Raw genomic sequence first — 21,690 nt, 5'->3', positions numbered from 1 at the left:
TCAGTCGAACCCATCGGCCGGGGCGGGCGCACACCACGTGGCCGCCCGCCCCGCAGGGAAGAGGACCCTCCCGTGAAAACCGTGAAAGCCGTGGAACCCGCGCCCGCGGCGGCGCCAGGCCGGAAGCAGGCCTCCCCCGTCGGTGACCCGGCCGCCCGGCGGCCGTCCCGCCACAACCGCGAATGGCTGCACGGACTGCTCATGTCCGCGCCGGCCGTCGCCGGGCTCATCGCCTTCGTCGGCATCCCCTTCTGCTACGCCGTGGTGCTCTCCTTCTACAACGTGCGCCTCGGCTCCCCGCTGGAACCCACCTTCTTCGGGATCGAGCAGTACCGGCGGCTGCTCACCGACCCCGACCTCTCCGGCCCGTTCCTGCGGGCGCTGCTCAACAACCTGACCTTCGCCGTGGTCGTCGTCCCCCTGCAGACGGGTCTCGCCCTGGGCCTGGCGATCCTGCTGAACCGCAAGCTGAAGGCGATCGGCCTGTTCCGCTCGCTGTTCTTCCTGCCGGTCGTCTTCCCGATGGCACTCGTGGCCGTGATCTGGCGGCTGATCCTCGCCCGCAGCGACCAGGGCATGCTCAACTCGGTGCTGGAGGCGGTGAGTCTCGGCAACTGGGGCGCGTTCGACTGGCTCGGCGACGGGCTGACGGCGATGGCCTCGATCATCGTGCTCTCCGTCTGGCAGGGTGTCGGCTTCCAGATGGTCATCCTGCTCGCCGGCCTCCAGCAGATCCCGGGCGAGCGCTACGAGGCCGCCCGGCTCGACCGGGCCTCCGCCTGGCAGCAGTTCCGGCACATCACGCTGCCCGGCATACGCGGCACGCTCGTCTTCGTCGCCATGCTCACCTCGGTGCTGTCCTTCCGGGTCTTCGACCAGGTGTACGTGCTGGTCAAGGGCGGCGGCCTCGACGAGGACGCCGCGCGCACGGTGATGTACCAGGCGGTCACGACGGCCTTCGACCAGAACAACGTCGGTCAGGCGTCCGCGATCACCGTCGTCTTCTTCCTGATCGTCGTCGTCCTGACCCTGATCCAGCGCCGCGTCGTCCGGCCCGACAACGAGGACTGAGCATGAGCACCACCACGAGCACGAGTCTGCGTACGCGGACGAGCACGCGGGCCGGGACGAGCGCGGGGGCCGGCCCGTCCCGCACCGGGCTGCGCCGGTTCCTCGACTACGCCGTCCTCTCCGTCCTGGCCTTCGTCTTCACACTGCCGGTCCTCTACCTCCTCCTCGGCAGCCTCAAGCCGTCCGACGAGGTCCTGAACGGTCTGTCCGGCTTCCTGCCCACCCATCTGTCCTTCGACAACTACGCCGCCGTCCTGGACAGCCTGAACTCCGACAGCACGGGTCACTTCTGGCAGTTCATGGGCGTCTCGCTGCTGCTGGCGTTCGTGGTGGTGACGGGCGGTCTCTTCGTCAACTCGATGGCGGCGTACGGGCTCTCGCGGCTGCGGTGGCGGGGGCGGGAGGCCGTGTTCACCCTGGTCCTGCTGCTGATGCTGGTGCCGTTCGAGTCGGTGGCCGTGCCGTTGTTCTACCTGTTCAACGACCAGCGCAACACGCTCTTCATCCAGGCGCTCCCGTTCATCGCCAACGCGTTCTCGGTCTACCAGTTCCACACGTTCTTCCGCTCGATCCCGCCGAGCATCGAGGAGGCGGCCCGGCTGGACGGCGCGGGCCCCTGGCGCACCTTCTTCGCGATCATCGTCCCGATGTCGAAGCCGGCGTTCGCGTCGGTCGCGATCCTGACCTTCCTCACCCAGTGGGGTTCGTTCCTGTGGCCCGTGCTGATGGTCTCGGACCCGTCGGTGCGCCCGCTGCCGCTGGAGATGAGCGTCTTCCAGGGCCAGCAGCCCCCGGACTGGGGTCAGATCCTCGCCTTCGGCGTCCTCCTCGTCCTCCCGGTCCTGATCGTCTTCGCCTTCTTCCAGCGGTGGTTCGTCCAGGGGGTGGCCAACTCGGCGGTGAAGGGGTGATCACGGGGGCCGGGCGGCGCGTGGCCCGTTGTCCGGGGTCGGTGCGATGCTGGGCGGCATGAACCGGGACGACCTGGTGCGGCTGCGGCGGGCGCGGGACCGTATGGACCGCGAGTACGCCGAGCCGCTGGACATGACCGCCCTCGCCCGCACCGCGCTGATGTCCCCCGGACACTTCCAGCGCAGCTTCCGCGCGGCCTACGGCGAGACCCCGTACGGCTATCTCATGACCCGCAGGACGGAGCGTGCCAAGGCGTTGCTGCGCCGCGGCGACCTGACGGTGACCGAGGTGTGCATCGCGGTCGGGTGCACGTCCCTGGGGTCCTTCAGCTCGCGCTTCACCGAGCTGGTCGGCGAGACACCGAGCGCGTACCGGGCGCGCTCGCACGAGGAGAGCGCGGCGATCCCCGCGTGCGTGGCGAAACGCCTGACCCGCCCGTCCCGGCACCGCGTACGCACGGCGGTGCCGGGCGAAGCGCCCTAGCGTGAAGGCATGGCCACGAACGATCCGAACGTCACACACGCCCCGAACAGACCTCCGGCCCCGGAAGTGCGGCTCGCCCAGTGCTTCCTCGCCGTCGACGACCACGACAAGGCGCTCGCCTTCTACCGTGACGTGCTGGGCATGGAGGTCCGCGGTGACGTGGGCTTCGAGGGCATGCGCTGGGTGACCGTGGGCTCCCCGCTCCAGCCGGACGTCGAGATCGTCCTGGAACCCCCGGCCGCCGACCCCGACATCTCCCCCGCCGACCGCGAGACCATCGCCACGCTCCTCGCCAAGGGCGTCCTGCGCGGCGTCAACTTCACCACCACCGACTGCGACGCCCTCTACGCCCGTGTCGAGGCCTCCGGCGCCGATGTCCTCCAGGAGCCCATGGACCAGCCCTACGGTGTCCGCGACTGCGCCTTCCGCGACCCGGCGGGGAACATGCTGCGCTTCATGGAGCGCCGGGGGTAGACGGTCGGCGGCTGGGCGGGAGAACGTACGAGTCGTTCGGCCGCGGGGCCGGAGTCCGAGAGGGAACGGTGCTGTGGGCGGAGTGCGCGGGGACGGCAGCGGCGGCGGCGCGGGCGTCGGCTCGCAGGGAGGCTCGCAGGGAGAGGGGGCGGACGCGGCGCGCGGGGCGATTCGGTGGACGTATGCCTTCGCCGACCGGCCGACGGCCGGGTTCGAGCGGGCGTGCGCCTTCTGGACGGCGGTGACGGCCACCCGGCTGTCCGCACCCCGGGGCGACCGGGGTGAGTTCGTGACCCTGCTGCCCGAGACCGGCGACGCGTGCGTGAAGGCGCAGGGTGTGACGTCCGGCGACGGCGGCGCCCACCTGGATCTGGCCGTCGACGACGTCCCCGCCCTGGTCGACCGGGCGGTCCGGCTCGGCGCCGAGGTGGTCGCCCCGAACGACGGCTGGGCGGTGCTGCGCTCCCCCGCCGGGCACCTCTTCTGCGCGGTGCCGTGGCACGGGGAGTCCATGCGGCCGCCAGTGGTCGACGGGAGCCGGCTGGACCAGGTGTGTCTGGACATGGCGCCGGCCGACTTCGCGGGCGAGGTCGCGTTCTGGGCGGCCCTGTCGGGCTGGGACTCGCACCCGGGCTCACTCCCGGAGTTCCATGTCCTGCGCCCGCCGGCCGGTCTCCCCTTCCGTGTCCTCCTCCAACGTCTGGACGCCCCTCGCCCCGCCTCCGCCCACCTCGACCTGGCCTGCGCCGACATCGACACCGTCCGAGCCCGTCACGAAGCCCTCGGCGCCACCGTCGTGGCCCGCCACTCCCACTGGACGGTGATGCGCGACCCGGCGGGCGGCACGTACTGCCTGACGGGCCGGTCCCCGGAGACGGGCGGACTGCCACCGACGACAGGGTGACTCAGCGGAGCGGGGACAGGGACGAACGGCTCAGACGTCCCCCGCGCCGTCGAGCACCGGCCGGATGACCACCGGATACTCCGTGAGCCCCGCGGGGCCGGGGCACCGGGCGACGCGGGCCGCGATCTCCGTGGCCCGGTCCAGATCGGCACAGTCCAGGAGCCAGTAGCCGGCGAGCAGCACCTCGGTCCGCGGGTACGGCCCGTCCGTGACCACCGGCTCGCCGTCGGTGCCGGCCGTGACGAAACGGGTCCGCGCCGGCTCCGCCAGTCCCTGCCCGTCGATCATCTCCCCGGTACGGGCGAGGTCCTCGTTGATCGCGCCCATGTACGCGTACATGGCCTGCAACTGCTCCCCCGTCCAGGCCGGGGAGCCCGCGGACGCCTTGCCGCGCATGCCCTCGTAGTCCGCCTGTGTGCCCAGGACCATCAGCAGGTACTTCATGCGTCCGCTCCTTCGGCCCCCGGTCCAGGCAGCTCGCGCAGGAGACGTCGGAGCCGCTCTGCCTCGGTGGCGGCCGCACCCGTCATGCCTTCTCCTCGGCCTTCTCCTCGGCCCTCACCTCGGCGGTCTCACCCGCTCCGCCCGCCCGCGCGTCATGACCACCGTGCGCGTCATGACCACCGTGCGCTCCATGGCTGCCGTGCGTGCGCCGGGCCACCGCCCGGGGCTTCTCCGCGGCGGCCTCCTCGGCCTCGACGGCCTCGTCGACGTACGCCGCACACTCGTGATTCCTGCACGGACCCGGACTCCATACGGGTACCCACGCGCCCAGCGTCTTGTGCCGCCGTACGACCGTGGCCACAGGCTGTCCGCAGACCGGGCAGACATGCTCGTCGATGCCCATGCCCTCAGGGTATGACCGACAGGGCCGGGGCGCTCCCCGCGTGCGCGGGCGATCGGCGACCGGTCACGCGCGCACGGCGCCCGGACGGACCGCGCGGGCCTCCACCGCGTCGGGCCTCCACCGCGCGGGGTCCGCCCGTCAGCGCTTCCTGGTGTACTTGCGGACGACCACCCCGTTGTCGAAGCCGCGCACCTCGTCGAGCGTGAACTCGCGGATGTCGAAGCCGGAGCCGAACATCGGCGTCCCGCTGCCCTGCACCACCGGGTACGTCTTGATGATCAGCTCGTCGACCTCGTCGATCAGCGCGCCCGCGACGGCCGCGCCACCGCAGAGGTAGATGCCGAGTTCGCCGTCCTCCGCCTTGAGTTCACGGACCTTGCCGACCAGGTCGTCCGAGATGATCTCGACGTGCGGATCGGGCGACTCCTTCAGCGTGCGCGAGGCCACGTACTCGCGCAGGTGGGCGAAGGGGCTGGTGATGCCGTCCTTCAGTGCCACGTCGTAGCTGGCGCGGCCCTGGACGATCGTGTCGTAGTGCTTGTTCGGCAGGCCGTCCGTGCCGACGAGCCGACGCACATGGCTCGGGTTGATGTCCGGGTGCTCCGTGAGGAGGTACTCGGCGTACTCCCCCACCACAAAGGGATACATGTACGACGCGTCACCCTCCGGGTCCCCGATGAAGCCGTCGATGGAACAGGCGATGGCGTACGTGAGCTTGCGCAAACCGGTCTCTTTTCCTCGTCCGACAGGTGGATCACCGCGTGACCACCATGCAACCACTTCAGTTATAGTACTTCAGTCGTAGTGGTTGCAAGACGGTTTCGGATACGAGGGAGCCCGGATGGTCAGGAACCCGGAGCGCAGGGCCGCTCTGCTGGACGCGGCGGTGGAGGTGCTGGCGCGTGAGGGGGCGCGCGGGCTGACGTTCCGGGCGGTGGACGCCGAGGCCCGGGTGCCGGTGGGCACCGCCTCGAACTACTTCGCCGACCGCGACGCCCTTCTCCACCAGATCGACGCCCGGCTGAAGGAACGCCTGGCACCCGACCCGGCCGTGGTCGAGGACCTGCTCGCGTCACCGAAGGACCGGACCCTGGTCACCGCCTTCATGCGCGACCTGCTGGCCCGCGTCACCGGGGACCGCACCGGTTACCTCGCCCATCTGGAACTGCGCCTCGAAGCCACCCGCCGCCCCGCCCTGTACGCCTCGTACACCGAGTCGGTGCGCGGAGAGCTGGAGTTCGGGATGCGCTTCCACCGCGAGGCCGGTCTCCCCGGCGGCGACGAGACGGTCATGGTCCTCTACCTGGCCATGCAGGGCCTTCTCCTCGAACACCTCACCCTGCCGGACGTCCTCGACGGCGCCCTTCCCGGCGTGCGGGCCCCCGGGGGCCTGATGGAACGCCTCGTGGAAACGATCGTCCCCGAGCACTGACCCGCGCGGACCACTGACCGCGCGAAAAGACCGACGGGCCCCGCACACCGTGGGGATGTGCGGGACCCGCCGGTCGACCGGAGGCGCCGGAACCACGCGGGGTCAGGTCGGCACGGCGCCGACACCTCCGGAGCATCGGCCGGCCCCGGGAGCCGGGTCTCAGCTGCTGCGGCGCGTCACGAACTCGGCCAGCGCGAGGAGTCCGCCGGCCGACTCCGGGTCCGGGACCGCCCGGGACAGTTCCTGCATGGCGCGGGCCATCCGGTCGGCGGCCTGGACCTGCGCCCAGTCGCGACCGCCGGCCCGCTCCACCACGCGTGCCGTGCGCTCCAGATCTCCCTCTTCGTACGGCAGTCCGTACAGCTCGGCGAGTTCGGTCGCCTCCGGGGTGCCGGAGGCGAGCGCGGCGACCACCGGGAGGGACTTCTTGCGGACCATGAGATCCGCCCCGGCAGGCTTTCCGGTACGGCTCGGGTCCCCCCAGATGCCGATCACGTCGTCGATGAGCTGGAAGGCGAGCCCGGCCTCCCGCCCGAACGCGTCGAGAGCCTCGACGTCCTCCTCGCCGGCGCCCGCGTACAGCGCTCCCACGGCACAGGCGCAGCCGAGTAGCGCGCCCGTCTTCGCCTCGGCCATGGCGAGCACCTCGTCGAGAGTGACCTCCTCGGGCCGGCGTCCCTCCATCTCGGTGTCGGTGTGCTGACCCGCGCAGAGTTCGATGACGCAGGACGCGAGCCGTGCGGAGGCCGCGGCGGACGCCGGGTGCGGGTCCTCGGCGAGCAGTTGCTGGGCGAGGGCCTGCATCGCGTCCCCGGCGAGGATCGCGTCGGGGACACCGAACACGGTCCACGCGGTCGCCCGGTGCCGACGGGTGGTGTCCCGGTCCATCACGTCGTCGTGCAGCAGGGTGAAGTTGTGCACCAGTTCCACCGCGGCGGCGGCCCGCACGGCGGTGGACTCGTGCCCGCCGAGCGCGGAGACGGCGGCCAGGACCAGCGCCGGACGTATCGCCTTGCCCGCGTTCCCGGCGGCCGGGGTGCCGTGCGCGTCCTCCCAGCCGAAGTGGTAGCGCGCGACCCTGCGCATCGACAGGGGCAGGGTCTCCACGGCCCGGCGCAGTTCGGGGTCGACGGACACCCGGGCCTGCTCCAGGATTCCCGCCGCCTCCCGCCCGTCGAGCGGATTCCGCCCGCCCGCCGGGCCGACCGTGGCCCGGTCACCGCCGGGAGACCCAGCCCTCACCGGCTCCCCGCCCCCCTTCGGCTCCAGCACTCCCCTCCGCTCGCGGCCCCGGTCGCCCGCCGGACCCGCCGGCCGGACGACTCCCGCCGGTGGCACGACCCGCACCGGGGCCCTCGCTCCCGCGAGCCCCCCGGCCCCGGCCGCCCCGTCGGCGCACGCCGTCTCCTCGGCGTACGCCGGCGTCGCCGTCCTCGCCGGAGTCTCGGCGGGGCCCCGCTTCGTCTCCGTCAGGAACTCACCCATGGGGCCGCCCCGGAGAGCCGGCGGTCGGTGGTGGTGTCGCTGCCGAGGGGCGCGTCCCGGAGTGCACCCGCCCTGGGGGACGGGGACACGGAACCCGGTCGGACAGGGTCACCGCCAGCGGCCGATCTCGACGTTCTCCAGAACGCCGAGCGCGTCGGGGACCAGGACCGCGGCCGAGTAGTAGGCCGTCACGAGGTACTTGATGATCGCCTGTTCGTTGATGCCCATGAAGCGCACGGACAGGCTGGGCTCGATCTCGTCCGGGATGCTCGCGGCCCGCAGACCGATCACGCCCTGGTCGTCCTCGCCCGTACGCATGGCGATGATCGACGTGGTCCTGGCCTCGGTCACCGGGATCTTGTTGCACGGGTAGATCGGCACACCGCGCCAGGTGGGAATGCGGTTTCCGGCGATGTCGATGGTCTCCGGGACCAGCCCGCGCTTGTTCAGCTCGCGTCCGAACGCGGAGATCGCGCGCGGGTGGGCGAGCAGCAGCTTGGTGCCCCGGCGGCGGCTGAGCAGTTCGTCCAGGTCGTCCGGGCTGGGCACACCGTCGTGCGGCTGGAGCCGCTGGTCGTACTCGCAGTTGTGCAGGAGGCCGAACTCGCGGTTGTTGACGAGCTCGTGCTCCTGGCGCTCCTTCAACGCCTCGACCGTCAGCCGGATCTGCTGCTCGGTCTGGTTCATCGGCTGGTTGTACAGGTCGGCCACGCGCGTGTGGATGCGCAGGACGGTCTGGGCGACGCTGAGTTCGTACTCGCGCGGCGCGGCCTCGTAGTCGACGAAGGTGTGCGGGATGTCCGGCTCACCGCTGTGGCCGGCGGCGAGGTCGATCTCCTTCTCGCCGTACTTGTTGGTGCGCTGCGACGGGATCGCGCGCAGCTCCTGAAGGTGCTCGCTCAGGGTCTCGGCCCGCTCGGCGAGCTGCTCGACGGCGCGACGGGGCAGGACGAGCACCGTGCACGCGGTGACCGCGCGGGCCGTGTACTCCCAGATCGCCTCGGGGTCGAGCAGGGCCTGGTCGCCGAAGTAGGCGCCGTCCGCCAGTACGCCGAGGACCGCGTCGTCGCCGTAGGGGCCCGTCCCGATCTTCTCGACCTTGCCGTGGGCTAGGAGGAACACCTCCTCCGCCTGGCTGCCGAATTCGGCCAGTACGTCACCGGAGGCGAACTCCCGCTGTTCGCACCGCTGGGCCAGCTCGCCCAGCACCTCGATGTCCTCGTACGTCCGCAGGGCGGGCAGTTCGCCCAGCTCCGCGGGGATGACGGCGACCCGGTCGCCGGTCTTCACGAAGGTGACGCGGCCGTCGCCGACCGCGTAGGTGAGCCGCCTGTTCACCCGGTACGTGCCACCCTGCACATTCACCCAGGGCAGGGTGCGCAGCAGCCAGCGCGAGCTGATCTCCTGCATCTGGGGTGTGGACTTCGTGGTGGTGGCCAGGTTCCTTGCAGCCGCCGTGCCGAGACTCTGCTGCGGCTTGTCCTGCTGCGAGCGAACCTCTTCGCCTACCGACATACGGATTTCCCCTCCGGGTGTGCACTGATATCGCGGTCACCGATCTCCCGACCAGCCTCGCATCACGGAGCGTGTTGGTGCTATTACCCGAAAGAGCGGGAATGGATCTTAGGGAGACTGGGCATGTCCGTCGCCGCTGTCGACCCGTTCGCGCGTCTGTCCGAGCGCCGCGCGAATCTGACCGGATCCACCCGCACGCCCCGCCGACAACTCGCCCGCGCCGCGCGAGGGGGGTACAAGCCTGCGTACGAGGCGGCCACGACCAGCGGCCGCCGGACAGCACGAAGGAGTCGGCCATGGCCCCACCCATGTCCGCGAGCAGGTTCCTCACCGTCCTCAGGAACGAGGGCGTCCAGGTCGTCGAGGTCGGCGACTGGGAGCATCACAACCGCAACCACGTGGGCCCCTGGGGCCCCGTCCACGGCGTGATGATCCACCACACCGTCACCTCCGGCAGCGAACGCACCGTGCGCGTCTGCCGCAACGGCTACGAGGGCCTGCCCGGCCCGTTGTGCCACGGCGTCATCACCAAGGACGGCCGGGTGCATCTCGTCGGCTACGGCCGCGCCAACCACGCCGGCCTCGGCGACGACGACGTACTGCGGGCCGTGATCGCCGAGAAGGCGCTCCCGCCGGACAACGAGTCCAACACCGACGGCAACCGCCACTTCTACGGCTTCGAGTGCGAGAACCTGGGCGACGGCCAGGACCCCTGGCCGGCGGCCCAGCTCGAAGCCATCGAGCGGGTCTCCGCCGCGATCTGCCGCCACCACGGCTGGAACCAGCGGTCCGTCATCGGCCACCTCGAATGGCAGCCCGGCAAGGTCGACCCCCGGGGCTTCACCATGGCCCACATGAGAGACCGGGTACGGGACCGCCTGAAATAGGGCAGGAGCGCCGGCGCACCCGACGCCGACCGGTCATGTGTCCGACAATGGGCACGTGACCGGCCAGCCCTCCGCCCCCGACCCCGTCGCCGCCCTGGACCCCGTGCTGCCGTCCCCTCTGCAGGAGGTGGTGGACGAGCGCTTCGCCCGCCACGGCGTCCGGCTGCTCCTCAAGCGCGACGACCTGATCCATCCGCGGCTCGTCGGCAACAAGTGGCGCAAGCTGGCCCCCAACCTGCGCGCGGCGGCCGGCCGGCCGGTGCTCACGTTCGGCGGCGCCTACTCCAACCACCTGCGCGCCACCGCGGCGGCGGGCCGCCTCCTGGGCCTGCCCACCATCGGCGTGGTCCGCGGCCAGGAACTGGCCGACCGCCCGCTCAACGCGTCCCTGGCCCGCTGCGCGGCGGACGGCATGCGGCTGCACTTCGTCGACAGATCGACGTATCGCCGCAAGTCCGACCCCGCCACCCTGGCCGCCGTCCTGCGCGCCGCCGACGCGGGGGACGCGTACGTCGTCCCCGAGGGCGGCAGCAACAGTCTCGCGGTGCGCGGCTGCCAGGACCTCGGCGCGGAACTGCGCGGCCGGGCCGACGTCGTGGCCCTCGCCTGCGGCACCGGTGGCACGCTCGCGGGTCTGGCCGCCGGTCTGGCCCCCGGCCAGCGCGCCCTCGGAATTCCGGTCCTCAAGGGGGGCTTCCTCGACGAGGAGATACGAAGGCTGCAGGAGCGGGCCTTCGGCGGACCGCGCGGCGACTGGCGTCTCGACGACCGCTTCCACTGCGGCGGCTACGCGCGCACCACCCCCGAACTGGACGCCTTCGCCGTCGACTTCGAGGCCCGCCACGCCCTGCCCGTGGAGCGTCTCTATGTCGCCAAGTCGCTCTACGGACTTGTCGCCCTGGTGTCGGAGGGCGCCTTCGCGCGCGGGACGACGCTCGCCGCGGTGATCACCGGACGCCCTTTCGAGGACCACGCGCCCTAGGCGGACCGACGCCCCGGGACCGTCTCAGGACGCCTCCCGGAAGACCGCCGCCTCCTCCAGGTCCAGCCTGCGCAGCAGGGTGCGCAGCATCTCGTCGTCGATGTACCGGCCGTCCCGCAGTTTCACGAAGACCTCGCGTTCGGCGCCGATCATCTCGCGGGAGAGGCGGCTGTAGGTGTCGTCGACGCTCTCCCCGGTCACCGGGTTGACCGCGCCGAGCCGTTCCCAGACGGCGTTGCGGCGGCGTTCCAGGACGGTGTGGAGGCGGTCGACGAGCGGGGGCGGCAGCTCGTTGCGCTCGTCGGCGAGGAGTTCGTCGAGGCGGGCCTCGGCGGCGCGGGACGCCTGGGCCTGGGCGTTGGCCTCGGCGAGGGTCTCGGCCTGCTGGTCGCGTCCCGGCAGCTTCAGGACGCGGATGAGCGGCGGGAGGGTCAGCCCCTGGATGACGAGCGTCCCGATGACCGTCGTGAAGGTCAGGAAGAGGATCAGGTTCCGTCCGGGGAAGTCGTCCCCGCCGTTCACCGTGAGCGGGATCGAGAAGGCGATGGCCAGCGATACGACACCGCGCATGCCGGCCCAGGCGATGACGAAGGGCGCCTTCCAGGTGGGGTTGGCCTCCCGCTCCCGGATGCGCCGCGACAGCAAGCGGGGCAGGAAGGTGGCCGGATAGACCCACGCGAACCGGGTCGCGACCACGACGAGGAAGACGGCCACGGCGTACCAGGAGGCGCGGACCCCCTCGTACTCGCCCAGCCCTTCGAGGACGACCGGGAGCTGCAGGCCGATGAGGGCGAACACGGCGGACTCCAGCAGGAAGGCGACCATCTTCCAGACGGCCTCCTCCTGGAGGCGGGTGGCGAAGTCGACCTGCCAGTTGCGGTAGCCGAGGTACAGGCCGACGACGACCACGGCGAGCACCCCGGAGGCGTGCACCCACTCGGCGAGGCCGTAGGCGACGAACGGGATCAGCAGGGAGAGGGTGTTCTGGAGCAGTGCCTCCTTCAGGTGCGTGCGCAGCCAGTGGATCGGCACCATCAGCAGCAGGCCCACCGCGACGCCGCCGACCGCCGCCACCAGGAAGTCGACCGTCCCGCCCGACCAGCTCGCGCCCTCGCCGATGGTGGCCGCGAGGGCCACCCGGTAGGCGGTGATCGCGGTCGCGTCGTTCACCAGGGACTCGCCCTGCAGGATGGTGGTGATCCGCGAGGGCAGGCCCACCCGCCGGGCGACCGCCGTGGCCGCGACCGCGTCCGGCGGGGCCACCACCGCGCCGAGCACCAGGGCCGCGGGCAGCGGCATCCCCGGCACGAGCAGGTAGGCGGCCCAGCCGACCGCGAGGGTCGCGAAGAGCACGTAGCCGACCGACAGCAGCGCCACGGGTCGCAGCTGGGCCCGCAGGTCGAGGTACGAGCTGTCGCTGGCGGCCGTGTACAGCAGCGGGGGCAGGATCAGCGGCAGGACGATCTCGGGATCGAGTTCGTAGTGCGGCACTCCGGGCAGATACGACACCGCGAGCCCCGCCGCGACCAGCAGCAGCGGGGCGGGCACCGGCGTACGCCGGGCGGCCCCGGCCACCGTCGCGCTCCCGGCGACCAGCAACAGCAAGGGCAGGAAGTGCATCGCTTGCGCCGCCTTCGTTTCCGCGCGGGGTTCCGCGCACCCGTCGTAACCTGGCAATCATGAAACAGTGCACGCACACGGAGGCGCTGCCGCACCCCGAGCCCGAACCGCTGAGCGACACCTGCCCGGAGTGCCTGGCCGCCGGGAGTCATCCGGTGCAGTTGCGGATGTGCCTGGAGTGCGGGCACGTGGGCTGCTGCGACTCCTCGCCGATGCGGCACGCGACCGAGCACCACAAGGAGAGCGGCCATCCCATCATGCGTACGTTCGAGGCGGGCGAGACCTGGCGCTGGTGCTTCGTCGACCATGTACTCGTATGACAGCCCCTGTGCCGATATGACTACCGGAGCGGAGTCGTCGCACGACGGAACCATGTCACCCCGTGACACGTCGACGTACTCGTGTGACACGGTTCGGCAGTCCGACGCCTGGGTACGTCAATCCGGCGCGCGCTCTTCCTATTTGAGGCCCGCAGACCTCTAGCCACCGAGCGTATTCATAGGCTTACTATGAGTGACAGCATGGGGTGGGGTCCTCAGGACCCCGAGGACACGACGCTCGGTAGCGCGATAGCGTCACCGCTGAACCACGTAGCGCGTTACCCCGGGGGGCGACCCTCGGCCCCCGAAAAAGCTTGTACCACCTTGGAGGTGAGGGTGTCCCAGATCGCAGGCGAGCCCGGGATCCAGGACTTCGTGGAAGTCCGGCTGCCGGCCGCGGGTGCCTACCTGTCGGTGCTGCGTACGGCGACGGCCGGCCTCGCGGCCCGTTTGGACTTCACCCTCGACGAGATCGAGGATTTGCGCATCGCGGTCGACGAGGCCTGCGCGATCCTGCTTCAGCAGGCCGTGCCCGGCTCGGTGCTCAGCTGTGTCTTCCGTCTGGTCGACGATTCACTGGAGGTCACGGTCTCGGCCCCCACCACGGACGGTCACGCCCCCGCGCGCGACACCTTCGCCTGGACCGTGCTGTCGGCCCTGGCGGGGAAGGTCTCCTCCGCGGTGGCCGACGACAAAACCGTTTCGATCAGCCTCTACAAACAGCGCGGCGCGGGACCCGGGCCGGCGTGAGGAACGGGGACGGGCCGGTGCGGGACGAAGAACGCGGCACACGGGAACTTCCCGCGGAGGACGACGGCGGTCCGAGTGGGCCGGCGCCTCTGGCGGACGGCGTCGACGGCATCCCCGAGCAGGCCAGGCCGCACCCGGAGGACGAGTCCTCGGCGGCCGGAGCGTCTCGGTGGACGGAGCCGGCCGACGGCGAGGAGCGCGAGGCGCCCTCCGGCGGGCAACGGGATCCGGAGGGTGCCCTGCGGATCACCACGTCCTCACGAGGGCGGACTGGGGCCTCCCCCGCTCGACGAGCACAGTCGGGAGCTGGGGGAACGGTGACGGCGGGCGGGACTATGAGCGAGCACGAGCGACACGACGAGACGGCCGCGCAGCACGCGCAGACCGTGCGCAGCACCCAGCACCATCCGCAGGACCGCAGCGGGGCGCGAGCCCTGTTCATCGAGCTGCGCGCCCTGCCGGACGGCAGTGTCGAGTACGCGGAGCTGCGCAACCGGCTGGTCCGGATGCATCTGCCGCTCGTGGAGCACCTCGCGCGCCGTTTCCGCAATCGCGGGGAGCCGCTGGACGACCTGACGCAGGTCGCCACCATCGGGCTGATCAAGTCGGTGGACCGCTTCGACCCGGACCGCGGCGTGGAGTTCTCGACGTACGCGACCCCGACGGTCGTCGGCGAGATCAAGAGGCATTTCCGTGACAAGGGCTGGGCGGTGCGGGTCCCGCGCCGGCTGCAGGAGCTGCGACTCTCGCTGACCACGGCCACGGCCGAGCTGTCCCAGCAGCACGGCCGCTCGCCGACGGTGCACGAGCTGGCCGAGAAGCTGGCCATCTCGGAGGAGGAGGTCCTGGAGGGCCTGGAGTCGGCCAACGCGTACTCCACGCTGTCCCTGGACGTCCCCGACACCGACGACGAGTCCCCGGCCGTCGCGGACACCCTCGGCGCCGAGGACGAGGCGCTGGAGGGCGTCGAGTACCGGGAGTCCCTCAAGCCGCTCCTGGAGGACCTCCCGCCGCGCGAGAAGCGGATCCTGCTGCTGCGCTTCTTCGGCAACATGACCCAGTCGCAGATCGCCCAGGAGGTCGGCATCTCGCAGATGCACGTCTCACGGCTGCTGGCGCGGACGCTGGCCCAGCTCCGCGAGAAGCTGCTCGTGGAGGAGTAGCTCCCGCGCCCCGTCAGGACCTACCGCTTCGTCTCCTCCGCCCGGCCCGGCCCCTGGATTCCCAGGGCCTGGGTCGTAGCGGGATTGATCAGCAGGACCAGCGCGGCGACGGCGACCACGGCCAGGACGATGCCCGCCCAGATCGCCACACTGTCGGCGCGCAGCAGGTTGTAGGCCACCGGCAGCGCCATGATCTGGGTGATCACGGCGGGCCCCCGGCTCCAGCTCCGGCGCAGCAGCAGCCCGCGCGCGGCGATCAGCGGCAGCAGGGCCAGCGCGAAGAGGGTGATCCCTCCGGTGACGCCGGTGCTCAGGTCGTCGGAGTCGCCACCGAGGCCCAGGACGAGCATGGCACCGCCGCCCACCAGCAGGGCCACCCCCTCCAGCGCGGCCAGCGCCGCGGCGGCGGTCAGCCGCCCGGGACGGGGCTCGGCGTCGGAGGTGTCCGGCGTGGGGGTCTGCTCAGGGCTCACCCGTGAAGGGTAGCCGCCCCTCCACACGCCCCCGCGTGCTCATCGTCACTACCCGATCTCCCCCTTGATCCGCACCTCGGTATGGGCCGGGTACCACCCAGTAGGTACGCTGCAACCCATGCGTGCACTTCTCGTGGTCAATCCGGCGGCAACCACCACAAGCGCACGTACGCGCGATGTCCTGATCCACGCCCTCGCGAGCGAGATGAAGCTCGAGGCGGTCACGACGGAGTACCGGGGTCACGCCCGGGACCTCGCCCGGCAGGCCGCGGAGGGCAAGGACGACATCGAACTGGTCGTCGCGCTCGGCGGCGACGGCACGGTCAACGAGGTCGTCAACGGCCTGTTGCACCACGGCCCCGATCCCGACCGCCTCCCCCGTCTCGCCGTGGTCCCCGGCGGCTCCACCAACGTCTTCGCCCGTGCGCTGGGACTGCCCAACGACGCCGTGGAGGCGACCGGCGTCCTGCTCGACGCCCTGCGCGAGAGCCGGGAGCGCACGGTCGGACTGGGCATGGCCTCGGGCACCCCGGGTACGGAGGACGAGGCGGTGCCGTCCCGCTGGTTCACCTTCTGCGCCGGCCTCGGATTCGACGCGGGTGTGATCGGCCGTGTCGAGCAACAACGGGAACGCGGACGGAAATCCACACACGCCCTTTACCTGCGTCAGGCATTTCGGCAGTTCCTGGAAGAGCCGCATCGCAGACTCGGCACGATCACCGTGGAGCAGCCGGGCCGGGATCCGATTTCCGATCTTGTGCTGTCCATAGTCTGCAACACGTCCCCGTGGACGTTTCTGGGTAATCGCCCGGTGTACGCGTCGCCTAAGGCCTCGTTCGATAAAGGCCTCGACGTGCTCGGCCTGACCCGCATGTCGACGCCCGCGCTCGCCCGATATGGCACACAGTTGCTCACTTCGTCCCCCGAGCGGGGACCCCGCGGCAAGCACGCCACCACCCTGCACGACCTGACCGACTTCACCTTGCATTCGAAGGTCCCTCTCCCCCTCCAGATGGACGGCGACCACCTCGGACTGCGTACGAGCGTGACGTTCACAGGCGTACGCCGTGCACTGCGTGTGATTGTGTGAGCGGAACGGGCAAAAGTCCTTCCACTCGAACGTTTAGGCCAGGGTCCACCCCATGGAAGTACGGCTGTGACACAGTCGACACCGAGGAATCAAAAAAAACTTTCCGGAAGGGGTTGTATCCGCCGCTGAGGTTTGCGAGTCTCTACGTGGCGCTCGGGACAGCCCGCAACACCCGGCTCAAGCAAGCGCCAGAACCCCTCCTCAATCCACAGGACCACACCAGTCCGTCTGGTGATCGGCCCTTCACTTGTTGAGGGATTCGTGAAAGCGTTCACATTCACAAGCAACGTGCAAGTAATACCAAGGAGAGGTAGCAGCCATGGACTGGCGTCACAACGCCGTTTGCCGCGAGGAAGACCCCGAGCTCTTCTTCCCCATCGGCAACACCGGTCCTGCGCTGCTGCAGATCGAGGAAGCCAAGGCTGTCTGCCGTCGCTGCCCGGTTATCGAGCAGTGTCTGCAGTGGGCGCTTGAGTCCGGCCAGGACTCCGGCGTCTGGGGTGGTCTCAGCGAGGACGAGCGCCGCGCCATGAAGCGCCGCGCCGCCCGCAACCGGGCCCGTCAGGCATCCGCCTGACATCCCACCCCAGCAATAGCCTGAGCTTGGCGGCGCGCACAGCGAGTGCGCTTCTCCCGCCCCCGAGCCGCAGCGCGCAGTACCCCCGGTGCGCTTAATCAGCCACGAGCCGAGCCCCGGACCACATGGTGGTCCGGGGCTCTGTGCTGTCCGCCGTAGGAAAGCCGCGGTCGTCACGACGACCGCGGCTGTCGTGTCCGCCGCTACTTCTGGGCCCGCACGGGGAGGTCCAGGATCACCTGGGTGCCCCGCTCCGGGGCGGGGACCATGTCGAACGTGCCGCCCAACTCGCCCTCGACCAGCGTCCGTACGATCTGCAGGCCGAGGTTGCCCGAGCGGTGCGGGTCGAAGCCCTCGGGGAGGCCGACGCCGTCGTCCTGGACGGTGACGAGGAGGCGGGTCTCCTTGCTGGTGCCGCCGCGCACGGCCGAGACCTCGACGGTGCCGGTGTCGCCCTCACGGAAACCGTGTTCGAGGGCGTTCTGCAGGATCTCGGTGAGGACCATCGAGAGCGGGGTCGCGACCTCCGCGTCCAGGATGCCGAAGCGTCCGGTGCGCCGGCCGACGACCTTGCCCGGTGAGATCTCGGCGACCATGGCGAGCACCCGGTCGGCGATCTCGTCGAACTCCACCCGCTCGTCCAGGTTCTGGGACAGCGTCTCATGCACGATCGCGATCGATCCGACCCGTCGCACCGCCTCCTCCAGTGCCTCGCGGCCCCGCTCGGACTCGATGCGCCGCGCCTGGAGGCGCAGCAGCGCGGCGACGGTCTGGAGGTTGTTCTTCACCCGGTGGTGGATCTCCCGGATGGTCGCGTCCTTGGTGATCAACTCGCGCTCGCGCCGCCGCAGTTCCGTCACGTCCCGCAGCAGCACCAGCGAACCGATGCGCGGCCCCTTGGGCTTGAGGGGGATCGCCCGGAACTGGATCACGCCTTCCACGGACTCGATCTCGAACTCACGCGGCGCCCATCCGCTCGCCACCTTGGCCAGCGCCTCGTCCACCGGGCCCCGGGAGGGGGCGAGTTCGGCGGTCGTCCGGCCGAGATGGCAACCGACGAGATCGGCGGCGAGGCCGAGGCGGTGGTAGGCCGAGAGGGCGTTCGGCGAGGCGTACTGGACGATCCCGTCGGCGTCGAGCCTGATGAGGCCGTCGCCGACGCGCGGTGAGGCGTCCATGTCGACCTGCTGGTCGGGGAACGGGAACGCGCCCCCGGCGATCATCTGGGCCAGGTCGGAGGCGCTCTGGAGATACGTCAGCTCCAGCCGGCTGGGGGTCCGCACGGTCAGCAGATTGGTGTTGCGCGCGATGACGCCGAGCACCCGCCCCTCCCTGCGCACGGGGATGGACTCGACCCGTACGGGCACCTCCTCCCGCCACTCGGGGTCGCCCTCACGGACGATGCGGCCCTCGTCGTGGGCGGCGTCCAGCAGGGGGCGGCGACCTCGGGGGACCAAGTGGCCGACCATGTCGTCCTGGTAGGAGGTGGGGCCGGTGTTGGGGCGCATCTGGGCCACGGAGACATAGCGGGTGCCGTCGCGCGTGGGGACCCAGAGGACCAGGTCGGCGAAGGAGAGGTCGGACAGCAGCTGCCACTCCGACACCAGCAGATGCAGCCACTCCAGGTCGGAGTCGCTGAGAGCGGTGTGCTGGCGGACGAGTTCGTTCATGGAGGGCACGTGTGCGAGCGTACCTGGCGATACGAAGATGACCGGAAAGGGCCGGTGGCCGTCGTGGTCGGCTCCGGAGAACACCCGCGGGCCGCGGCGCCTGAGAGGGACCCTCAACCCTCCCGGCACCGCAGCCCGGAGCAACATCGGCCGTGGGGTGTGCGGTCCCAGTCGGCCGAAGGCGAGGATCCGGAGCAGTCAGGGCAGAGAGCGCCGGGTCCTCGGTCCGCCTTCCTGTGCGGGGAAGACGGAGGCTTTTTCTTCTTGACGGGCGATCGTCGGCGGCCGGAGCCGTTGATCGATCACATGCCTACCACGCATTGTTGACTAGACCACTGCGTGTGTCCATGCGTTGGCGGATGTTTGTTGTTGTTCCATTGTCCGACATCCGCCGACGACCCACACGCAGAGTAGCCCGCTTCCGGCCGGGGGCGGGCCGGAACGCCGGACGACGGTGGCGACCGCGGTGGCCGCCTCAGGTACCTGCCCGGCGACCCCTGTGGCGTCGGGGACACCCCTGCTAGATTGGTCTACACCACATACGAGGCTACCTGGCCGCTCCGGGTCGGGTTCCCCTAGAGTCCTTCTTTCCAGATCGGCAGGCCCAGCGTGGAAGTTGTCATCGTTCCGGATGCCAAGGCGGGTGGCGAACTCATAGCCGAGGCGATGGCGCAGTTGCTCCGGCGCAAGCCCGAGGCGCTGCTCGGGGTGGCCACGGGCTCGACCCCGCTGCCCATCTACACGGCGCTCACGGCGAAGGTGCGATCCGGTGCCGTGGACGCCTCCCGGGCGCGGGTCGCCCAGCTCGACGAGTACGTGGGTCTGCCGGCCGAGCACCCCGAGTCGTACCGCTCGGTGCTGCGGCGGGAGGTGCTGGAGCCGCTGGGGCTGGATCCGGACGCCTTCATGGGACCCGACGGGACCGCCGAGGACGTGACGGGGGCGTGCGAGGCGTACGACAGGGCGCTGGCCGAGGCCGGGGGCGTGGATCTGCAACTGCTCGGCATCGGGACCGACGGGCACATCGGGTTCAACGAGCCCTGCTCCTCGCTCGCCTCCCGGACACGGATCAAGACGCTCACCCAGCAGACCCGGATCGACAACGCGCGGTTCTTCGGCGGCGACATCGAGCAGGTGCCGCACCACGTCATCACCCAGGGCATCGGCACGATCCTGGAGGCACGGCACCTGGTCCTGCTCGCCACGGGCGAGGGCAAGGCCGACGCCGTCGCGGCGACCGTGGAGGGGCCGGTGGCGGCGGTCTGCCCGGCCTCGGCGCTGCAGCTCCATCGCCACGCGACGGTCGTGGTGGACGAGGGCGCCGCGTCGAAGCTGAAGCTGGCGGACTACTTCCGGCACACGTTCGACAACAAGCCCGACTGGCAGGGGATCTAGGCGGCGGGGGTACACGACGGCGCCACGGCCCGGTGGGGGCCGTGGCGCCTTTGTGCGTGGGGGTTCGCCGGACGGGCCGGGTTTGTCGGGAGTCGCTAGCGCGTCCCGGCGATGATCTCGGCCGCCGCCCTTCCGCAGACCCTCGCCGCGCCGTGGGTCGCGATGTGGAGGGCGCCCCGGGGCGGGGCCTGCGGGACGCCCATCTCCACGACGATCGTGTCGGGGCGGGTGGCGAGGAGCAGGTCGAGGGCCGCGGTCATCCACGGGTGACGGTGTTCGTCGCGGACGACGGCGACGACGCGACGGGTGCCGGCGACCGACAGGGCCGAGGCTCCGGCGCTGTCGCCGGCGAAGGTGCCCGTCTCGGTGCCGGGAAGGAGGCGGGCCAGTTCCGCCCCGACGCCCCACGGGGTCTCGTCGCCCACCGCGATGTTCGCGACCGGGGTGAAGGCCGCGACGTAGAGGGACTGGGTCGGCGGCTCGTAGGGCCGGGCGCGGGTGGTGGTCAGGGCGCGGCGGGCGGCCACGAGACCGACGTCCCCGGTGGCGTCGTCGGTCTCGTGGCCGCCACCGCCGTCTCCCGTTCCCCCGGCCGCCGACCGGGTCCACTTCGCCAGGGACCGGACCCGCCTCGCCGCGTCCGCCAGGCGTTCCTCGGCGAGGTCGCCGTCGCGGACCGCCGTGACCAGGGCGTCGCGCAGGCGGCGGACGGTCTCCTCGTCGGCGAGCCCGCCGCCGACGCAGATGGCGTCGGCGCCCGCGGCCAGGGCGAGCACGCTGCCTCGTTCGATGCCGTAGGTGTCCGCGATGGCCCGCATCTCCATGCCGTCGGTGACGATGAGGCCGTCGTAGCCGAGTTCGCCGCGGAGGAGGCCGGTGAGGATGCCGGGGGACAGCGTCGCCGGAAGGTCGGGGTCCAGGGCCGGGACCAGGATGTGGGCGCTCATCATCGCGCGCGAACCGGCGGCGATGGCGGCGCGGAAGGGGGCCAGGTCCCGGGAGTCCACGAGCGAGCGGTCCGCGTCGATCCGGGGCAGGAAGTGGTGGGAGTCGACGGCGGTGTCGCCGTGGCCCGGGAAGTGCTTGGTGCAGGCGGCGACGCCCGCGTTCTGGAGACCGGTGACGTAGGCGGCCGTGTGGCGGGCGACCAGGTCGGGGTCGGCGCCGAAGGAGCGGACCCCGATGACCGGGTTGGACGGGTTGGCGTTCACGTCGGCCGAGGGGGCCCAGTTGAGGTTCACGCCGCACTCCGCCAGGCGGCGGCCCAGGGCGAAGGCGACGCCCCTGGTCAGGTCCACGTCGTCGACCGCGCCCAGGGCGTGGTTGCCCGGGAAGGAGGAGCCGGTGCGCACCTCCAGGCGCGTGACGTCGCCGCCCTCCTCGTCGATCGCGACCAGCACGTCCTCGTGCTCGGCGCGCAACTGGGCGGTGAGGGCCGCCAGCTGTCCGGGCGAGGTGATGTTGCGGCCGAAGAGGCCGACGGAGGCGAGGCCCTCGCCGAGGCGGCGCAGCAGCCAGTCGGGGGCGGTGGTGCCCGTGAAACCGGGCTGCAGAACCGTCAGCGCGTCGCGCGCGAGGGCGTCCTGTCCGGAGGGCGAGCCGGGCGAGCCGGGCGAGCCGGTGGCGAATGTCGTCATCGG

The 21,690-nt window shown here is 71.2% G+C and carries 23 protein-coding genes; 14 read left to right on the top strand and 9 right to left on the bottom strand.

Annotated elements, in window-relative coordinates:
- The first annotated feature begins 81 nt into the window (after positions 1-81).
- The 5 genes from H4687_RS31395 to H4687_RS31375 all read left to right on the top strand — a co-directional run bounded on the left by H4687_RS31395 (position 82) and on the right by H4687_RS31375 (position 3,844).
- Positions 82-1,071 (top strand): carbohydrate ABC transporter permease, encoded by a 990-nt coding sequence (locus H4687_RS31395; protein WP_046919067.1) that lies wholly within the window; start codon positions 82-84, stop codon positions 1,069-1,071.
- Positions 1,072-1,073: 2 nt separating this feature from the next.
- Positions 1,074-1,982: a carbohydrate ABC transporter permease gene (locus H4687_RS31390; RefSeq protein WP_046919064.1), complete on the top strand. Its 909-nt coding sequence runs from the start codon at positions 1,074-1,076 to the stop codon at positions 1,980-1,982.
- 58 nt (positions 1,983-2,040) lie between these two features.
- Complete coding sequence (locus H4687_RS31385; RefSeq protein ID WP_046919066.1) at positions 2,041-2,466, top strand: helix-turn-helix transcriptional regulator; 426 nt, start codon at positions 2,041-2,043, stop codon at positions 2,464-2,466.
- Positions 2,467-2,475: 9 nt separating this feature from the next.
- Entirely contained in the window at positions 2,476-2,940 is a 465-nt protein-coding gene (locus H4687_RS31380; protein WP_046919063.1) for a VOC family protein, read from the top strand.
- A 73-nt stretch (positions 2,941-3,013) separates the two neighbouring features.
- Positions 3,014-3,844 carry a VOC family protein gene (locus tag H4687_RS31375; protein WP_046919062.1) on the top strand — a complete coding sequence of 277 codons (831 nt, stop codon included), beginning with the start codon at positions 3,014-3,016 and terminating at the stop codon, positions 3,842-3,844.
- A 30-nt stretch (positions 3,845-3,874) separates the two neighbouring features.
- Here the strand turns inward: H4687_RS31375 and H4687_RS31370 are convergent, their stop codons facing one another.
- From H4687_RS31370 to H4687_RS31360, 3 genes are all read right to left on the bottom strand, one after another.
- A complete protein-coding gene (locus H4687_RS31370; protein WP_046919061.1) occupies positions 3,875-4,288 on the bottom strand; it encodes a YciI family protein in 414 nt (137 codons plus the stop codon).
- A gap of 82 nt (positions 4,289-4,370) precedes the next feature.
- Positions 4,371-4,691: a hypothetical protein gene (locus H4687_RS31365; RefSeq protein ID WP_046919060.1), complete on the bottom strand. Its 321-nt coding sequence runs from the start codon at positions 4,689-4,691 to the stop codon at positions 4,371-4,373.
- 138 nt (positions 4,692-4,829) lie between these two features.
- The gene (locus H4687_RS31360; RefSeq protein ID WP_046919059.1) at positions 4,830-5,414 is read right to left on the bottom strand and encodes a dihydrofolate reductase family protein; all 585 of its coding nucleotides are present in this window, start codon (positions 5,412-5,414) and stop codon (positions 4,830-4,832) included.
- Between the two features lie 118 nt (positions 5,415-5,532).
- On the opposite strand from H4687_RS31360, the gene H4687_RS31355 reads away from it, so the two are divergent.
- Positions 5,533-6,123 carry a TetR/AcrR family transcriptional regulator gene (locus H4687_RS31355; protein ID WP_046919058.1) on the top strand — a complete coding sequence of 197 codons (591 nt, stop codon included), beginning with the start codon at positions 5,533-5,535 and terminating at the stop codon, positions 6,121-6,123.
- 159 nt (positions 6,124-6,282) lie between these two features.
- On the opposite strand, the gene H4687_RS31350 is transcribed toward H4687_RS31355, so the two are convergent.
- Both H4687_RS31350 and H4687_RS31345 read right to left on the bottom strand, forming a co-directional pair.
- Positions 6,283-7,608, bottom strand: coding sequence for a family 2 encapsulin nanocompartment cargo protein polyprenyl transferase (locus H4687_RS31350; protein WP_192781739.1), 1,326 nt, complete (start codon positions 7,606-7,608; stop codon positions 6,283-6,285).
- Positions 7,609-7,716: 108 nt separating this feature from the next.
- Positions 7,717-9,123: a family 2B encapsulin nanocompartment shell protein gene (locus H4687_RS31345; protein WP_046915159.1), complete on the bottom strand. Its 1,407-nt coding sequence runs from the start codon at positions 9,121-9,123 to the stop codon at positions 7,717-7,719.
- 296 nt (positions 9,124-9,419) lie between these two features.
- On the opposite strand from H4687_RS31345, the gene H4687_RS31340 reads away from it, so the two are divergent.
- Both H4687_RS31340 and H4687_RS31335 read left to right on the top strand, forming a co-directional pair.
- Positions 9,420-10,010 carry an N-acetylmuramoyl-L-alanine amidase gene (locus H4687_RS31340; protein ID WP_179860015.1) on the top strand — a complete coding sequence of 197 codons (591 nt, stop codon included), beginning with the start codon at positions 9,420-9,422 and terminating at the stop codon, positions 10,008-10,010.
- 55 nt (positions 10,011-10,065) lie between these two features.
- Positions 10,066-10,992, top strand: coding sequence for a 1-aminocyclopropane-1-carboxylate deaminase/D-cysteine desulfhydrase (locus H4687_RS31335; protein ID WP_046915171.1), 927 nt, complete (start codon positions 10,066-10,068; stop codon positions 10,990-10,992).
- Positions 10,993-11,016: 24 nt separating this feature from the next.
- Here the strand turns inward: H4687_RS31335 and H4687_RS31330 are convergent, their stop codons facing one another.
- Positions 11,017-12,612, bottom strand: coding sequence for a Na+/H+ antiporter (locus tag H4687_RS31330; protein WP_046915161.1), 1,596 nt, complete (start codon positions 12,610-12,612; stop codon positions 11,017-11,019).
- 59 nt (positions 12,613-12,671) lie between these two features.
- Here H4687_RS31330 and H4687_RS31325 point away from each other — a divergent pair, with 59 nt between their 5' ends.
- The 3 genes from H4687_RS31325 to H4687_RS31315 all read left to right on the top strand — a co-directional run bounded on the left by H4687_RS31325 (position 12,672) and on the right by H4687_RS31315 (position 14,845).
- Complete coding sequence (locus H4687_RS31325) at positions 12,672-12,932, top strand: UBP-type zinc finger domain-containing protein (protein WP_005480407.1); 261 nt, start codon at positions 12,672-12,674, stop codon at positions 12,930-12,932.
- A gap of 336 nt (positions 12,933-13,268) precedes the next feature.
- Positions 13,269-13,682 carry an ATP-binding protein gene (locus H4687_RS31320; RefSeq protein ID WP_005480408.1) on the top strand — a complete coding sequence of 138 codons (414 nt, stop codon included), beginning with the start codon at positions 13,269-13,271 and terminating at the stop codon, positions 13,680-13,682.
- Positions 13,679-14,845 (top strand): RNA polymerase sigma factor SigF, encoded by a 1,167-nt coding sequence (locus H4687_RS31315; protein ID WP_078907635.1) that lies wholly within the window; start codon positions 13,679-13,681, stop codon positions 14,843-14,845. Before H4687_RS31320 ends, H4687_RS31315 begins: the two co-directional genes overlap by 4 nt.
- A gap of 20 nt (positions 14,846-14,865) precedes the next feature.
- Here H4687_RS31315 and H4687_RS31310 read toward each other — a convergent pair whose 3' ends face one another.
- Entirely contained in the window at positions 14,866-15,318 is a 453-nt protein-coding gene (locus tag H4687_RS31310) for a hypothetical protein (protein WP_046915162.1), read from the bottom strand.
- A gap of 118 nt (positions 15,319-15,436) precedes the next feature.
- On the opposite strand from H4687_RS31310, the gene H4687_RS31305 reads away from it, so the two are divergent.
- Positions 15,437-16,408 carry a diacylglycerol/lipid kinase family protein gene (locus H4687_RS31305; RefSeq protein WP_046915163.1) on the top strand — a complete coding sequence of 324 codons (972 nt, stop codon included), beginning with the start codon at positions 15,437-15,439 and terminating at the stop codon, positions 16,406-16,408.
- Positions 16,409-16,727: 319 nt separating this feature from the next.
- Positions 16,728-16,985 (top strand): WhiB family transcriptional regulator, encoded by a 258-nt coding sequence (locus H4687_RS31300; RefSeq protein ID WP_003992873.1) that lies wholly within the window; start codon positions 16,728-16,730, stop codon positions 16,983-16,985.
- A gap of 203 nt (positions 16,986-17,188) precedes the next feature.
- Here H4687_RS31300 and H4687_RS31295 read toward each other — a convergent pair whose 3' ends face one another.
- Positions 17,189-18,655, bottom strand: coding sequence for a sensor histidine kinase (locus H4687_RS31295; protein ID WP_046915172.1), 1,467 nt, complete (start codon positions 18,653-18,655; stop codon positions 17,189-17,191).
- A 609-nt stretch (positions 18,656-19,264) separates the two neighbouring features.
- Here H4687_RS31295 and nagB point away from each other — a divergent pair.
- The gene (gene nagB, locus H4687_RS31290; protein WP_046915164.1) at positions 19,265-20,050 is read left to right on the top strand and encodes a glucosamine-6-phosphate deaminase; all 786 of its coding nucleotides are present in this window, start codon (positions 19,265-19,267) and stop codon (positions 20,048-20,050) included.
- Positions 20,051-20,145: 95 nt separating this feature from the next.
- Here nagB and H4687_RS31285 read toward each other — a convergent pair whose 3' ends face one another.
- Positions 20,146-21,687 carry a glycoside hydrolase family 3 protein gene (locus tag H4687_RS31285; protein WP_046915165.1) on the bottom strand — a complete coding sequence of 514 codons (1,542 nt, stop codon included), beginning with the start codon at positions 21,685-21,687 and terminating at the stop codon, positions 20,146-20,148.
- Between the last annotated feature and the right edge of the window lie 3 nt (positions 21,688-21,690).

Origin of the sequence: Streptomyces stelliscabiei, from assembly GCF_014873495.1 — a bacterium.
Lineage (GTDB): Bacteria > Actinomycetota > Actinomycetes > Streptomycetales > Streptomycetaceae > Streptomyces > Streptomyces bottropensis.
The sequence above is the reverse complement of the archived record's forward strand: the minus strand, read 5'-3'. Positions and strand labels throughout refer to the sequence as shown.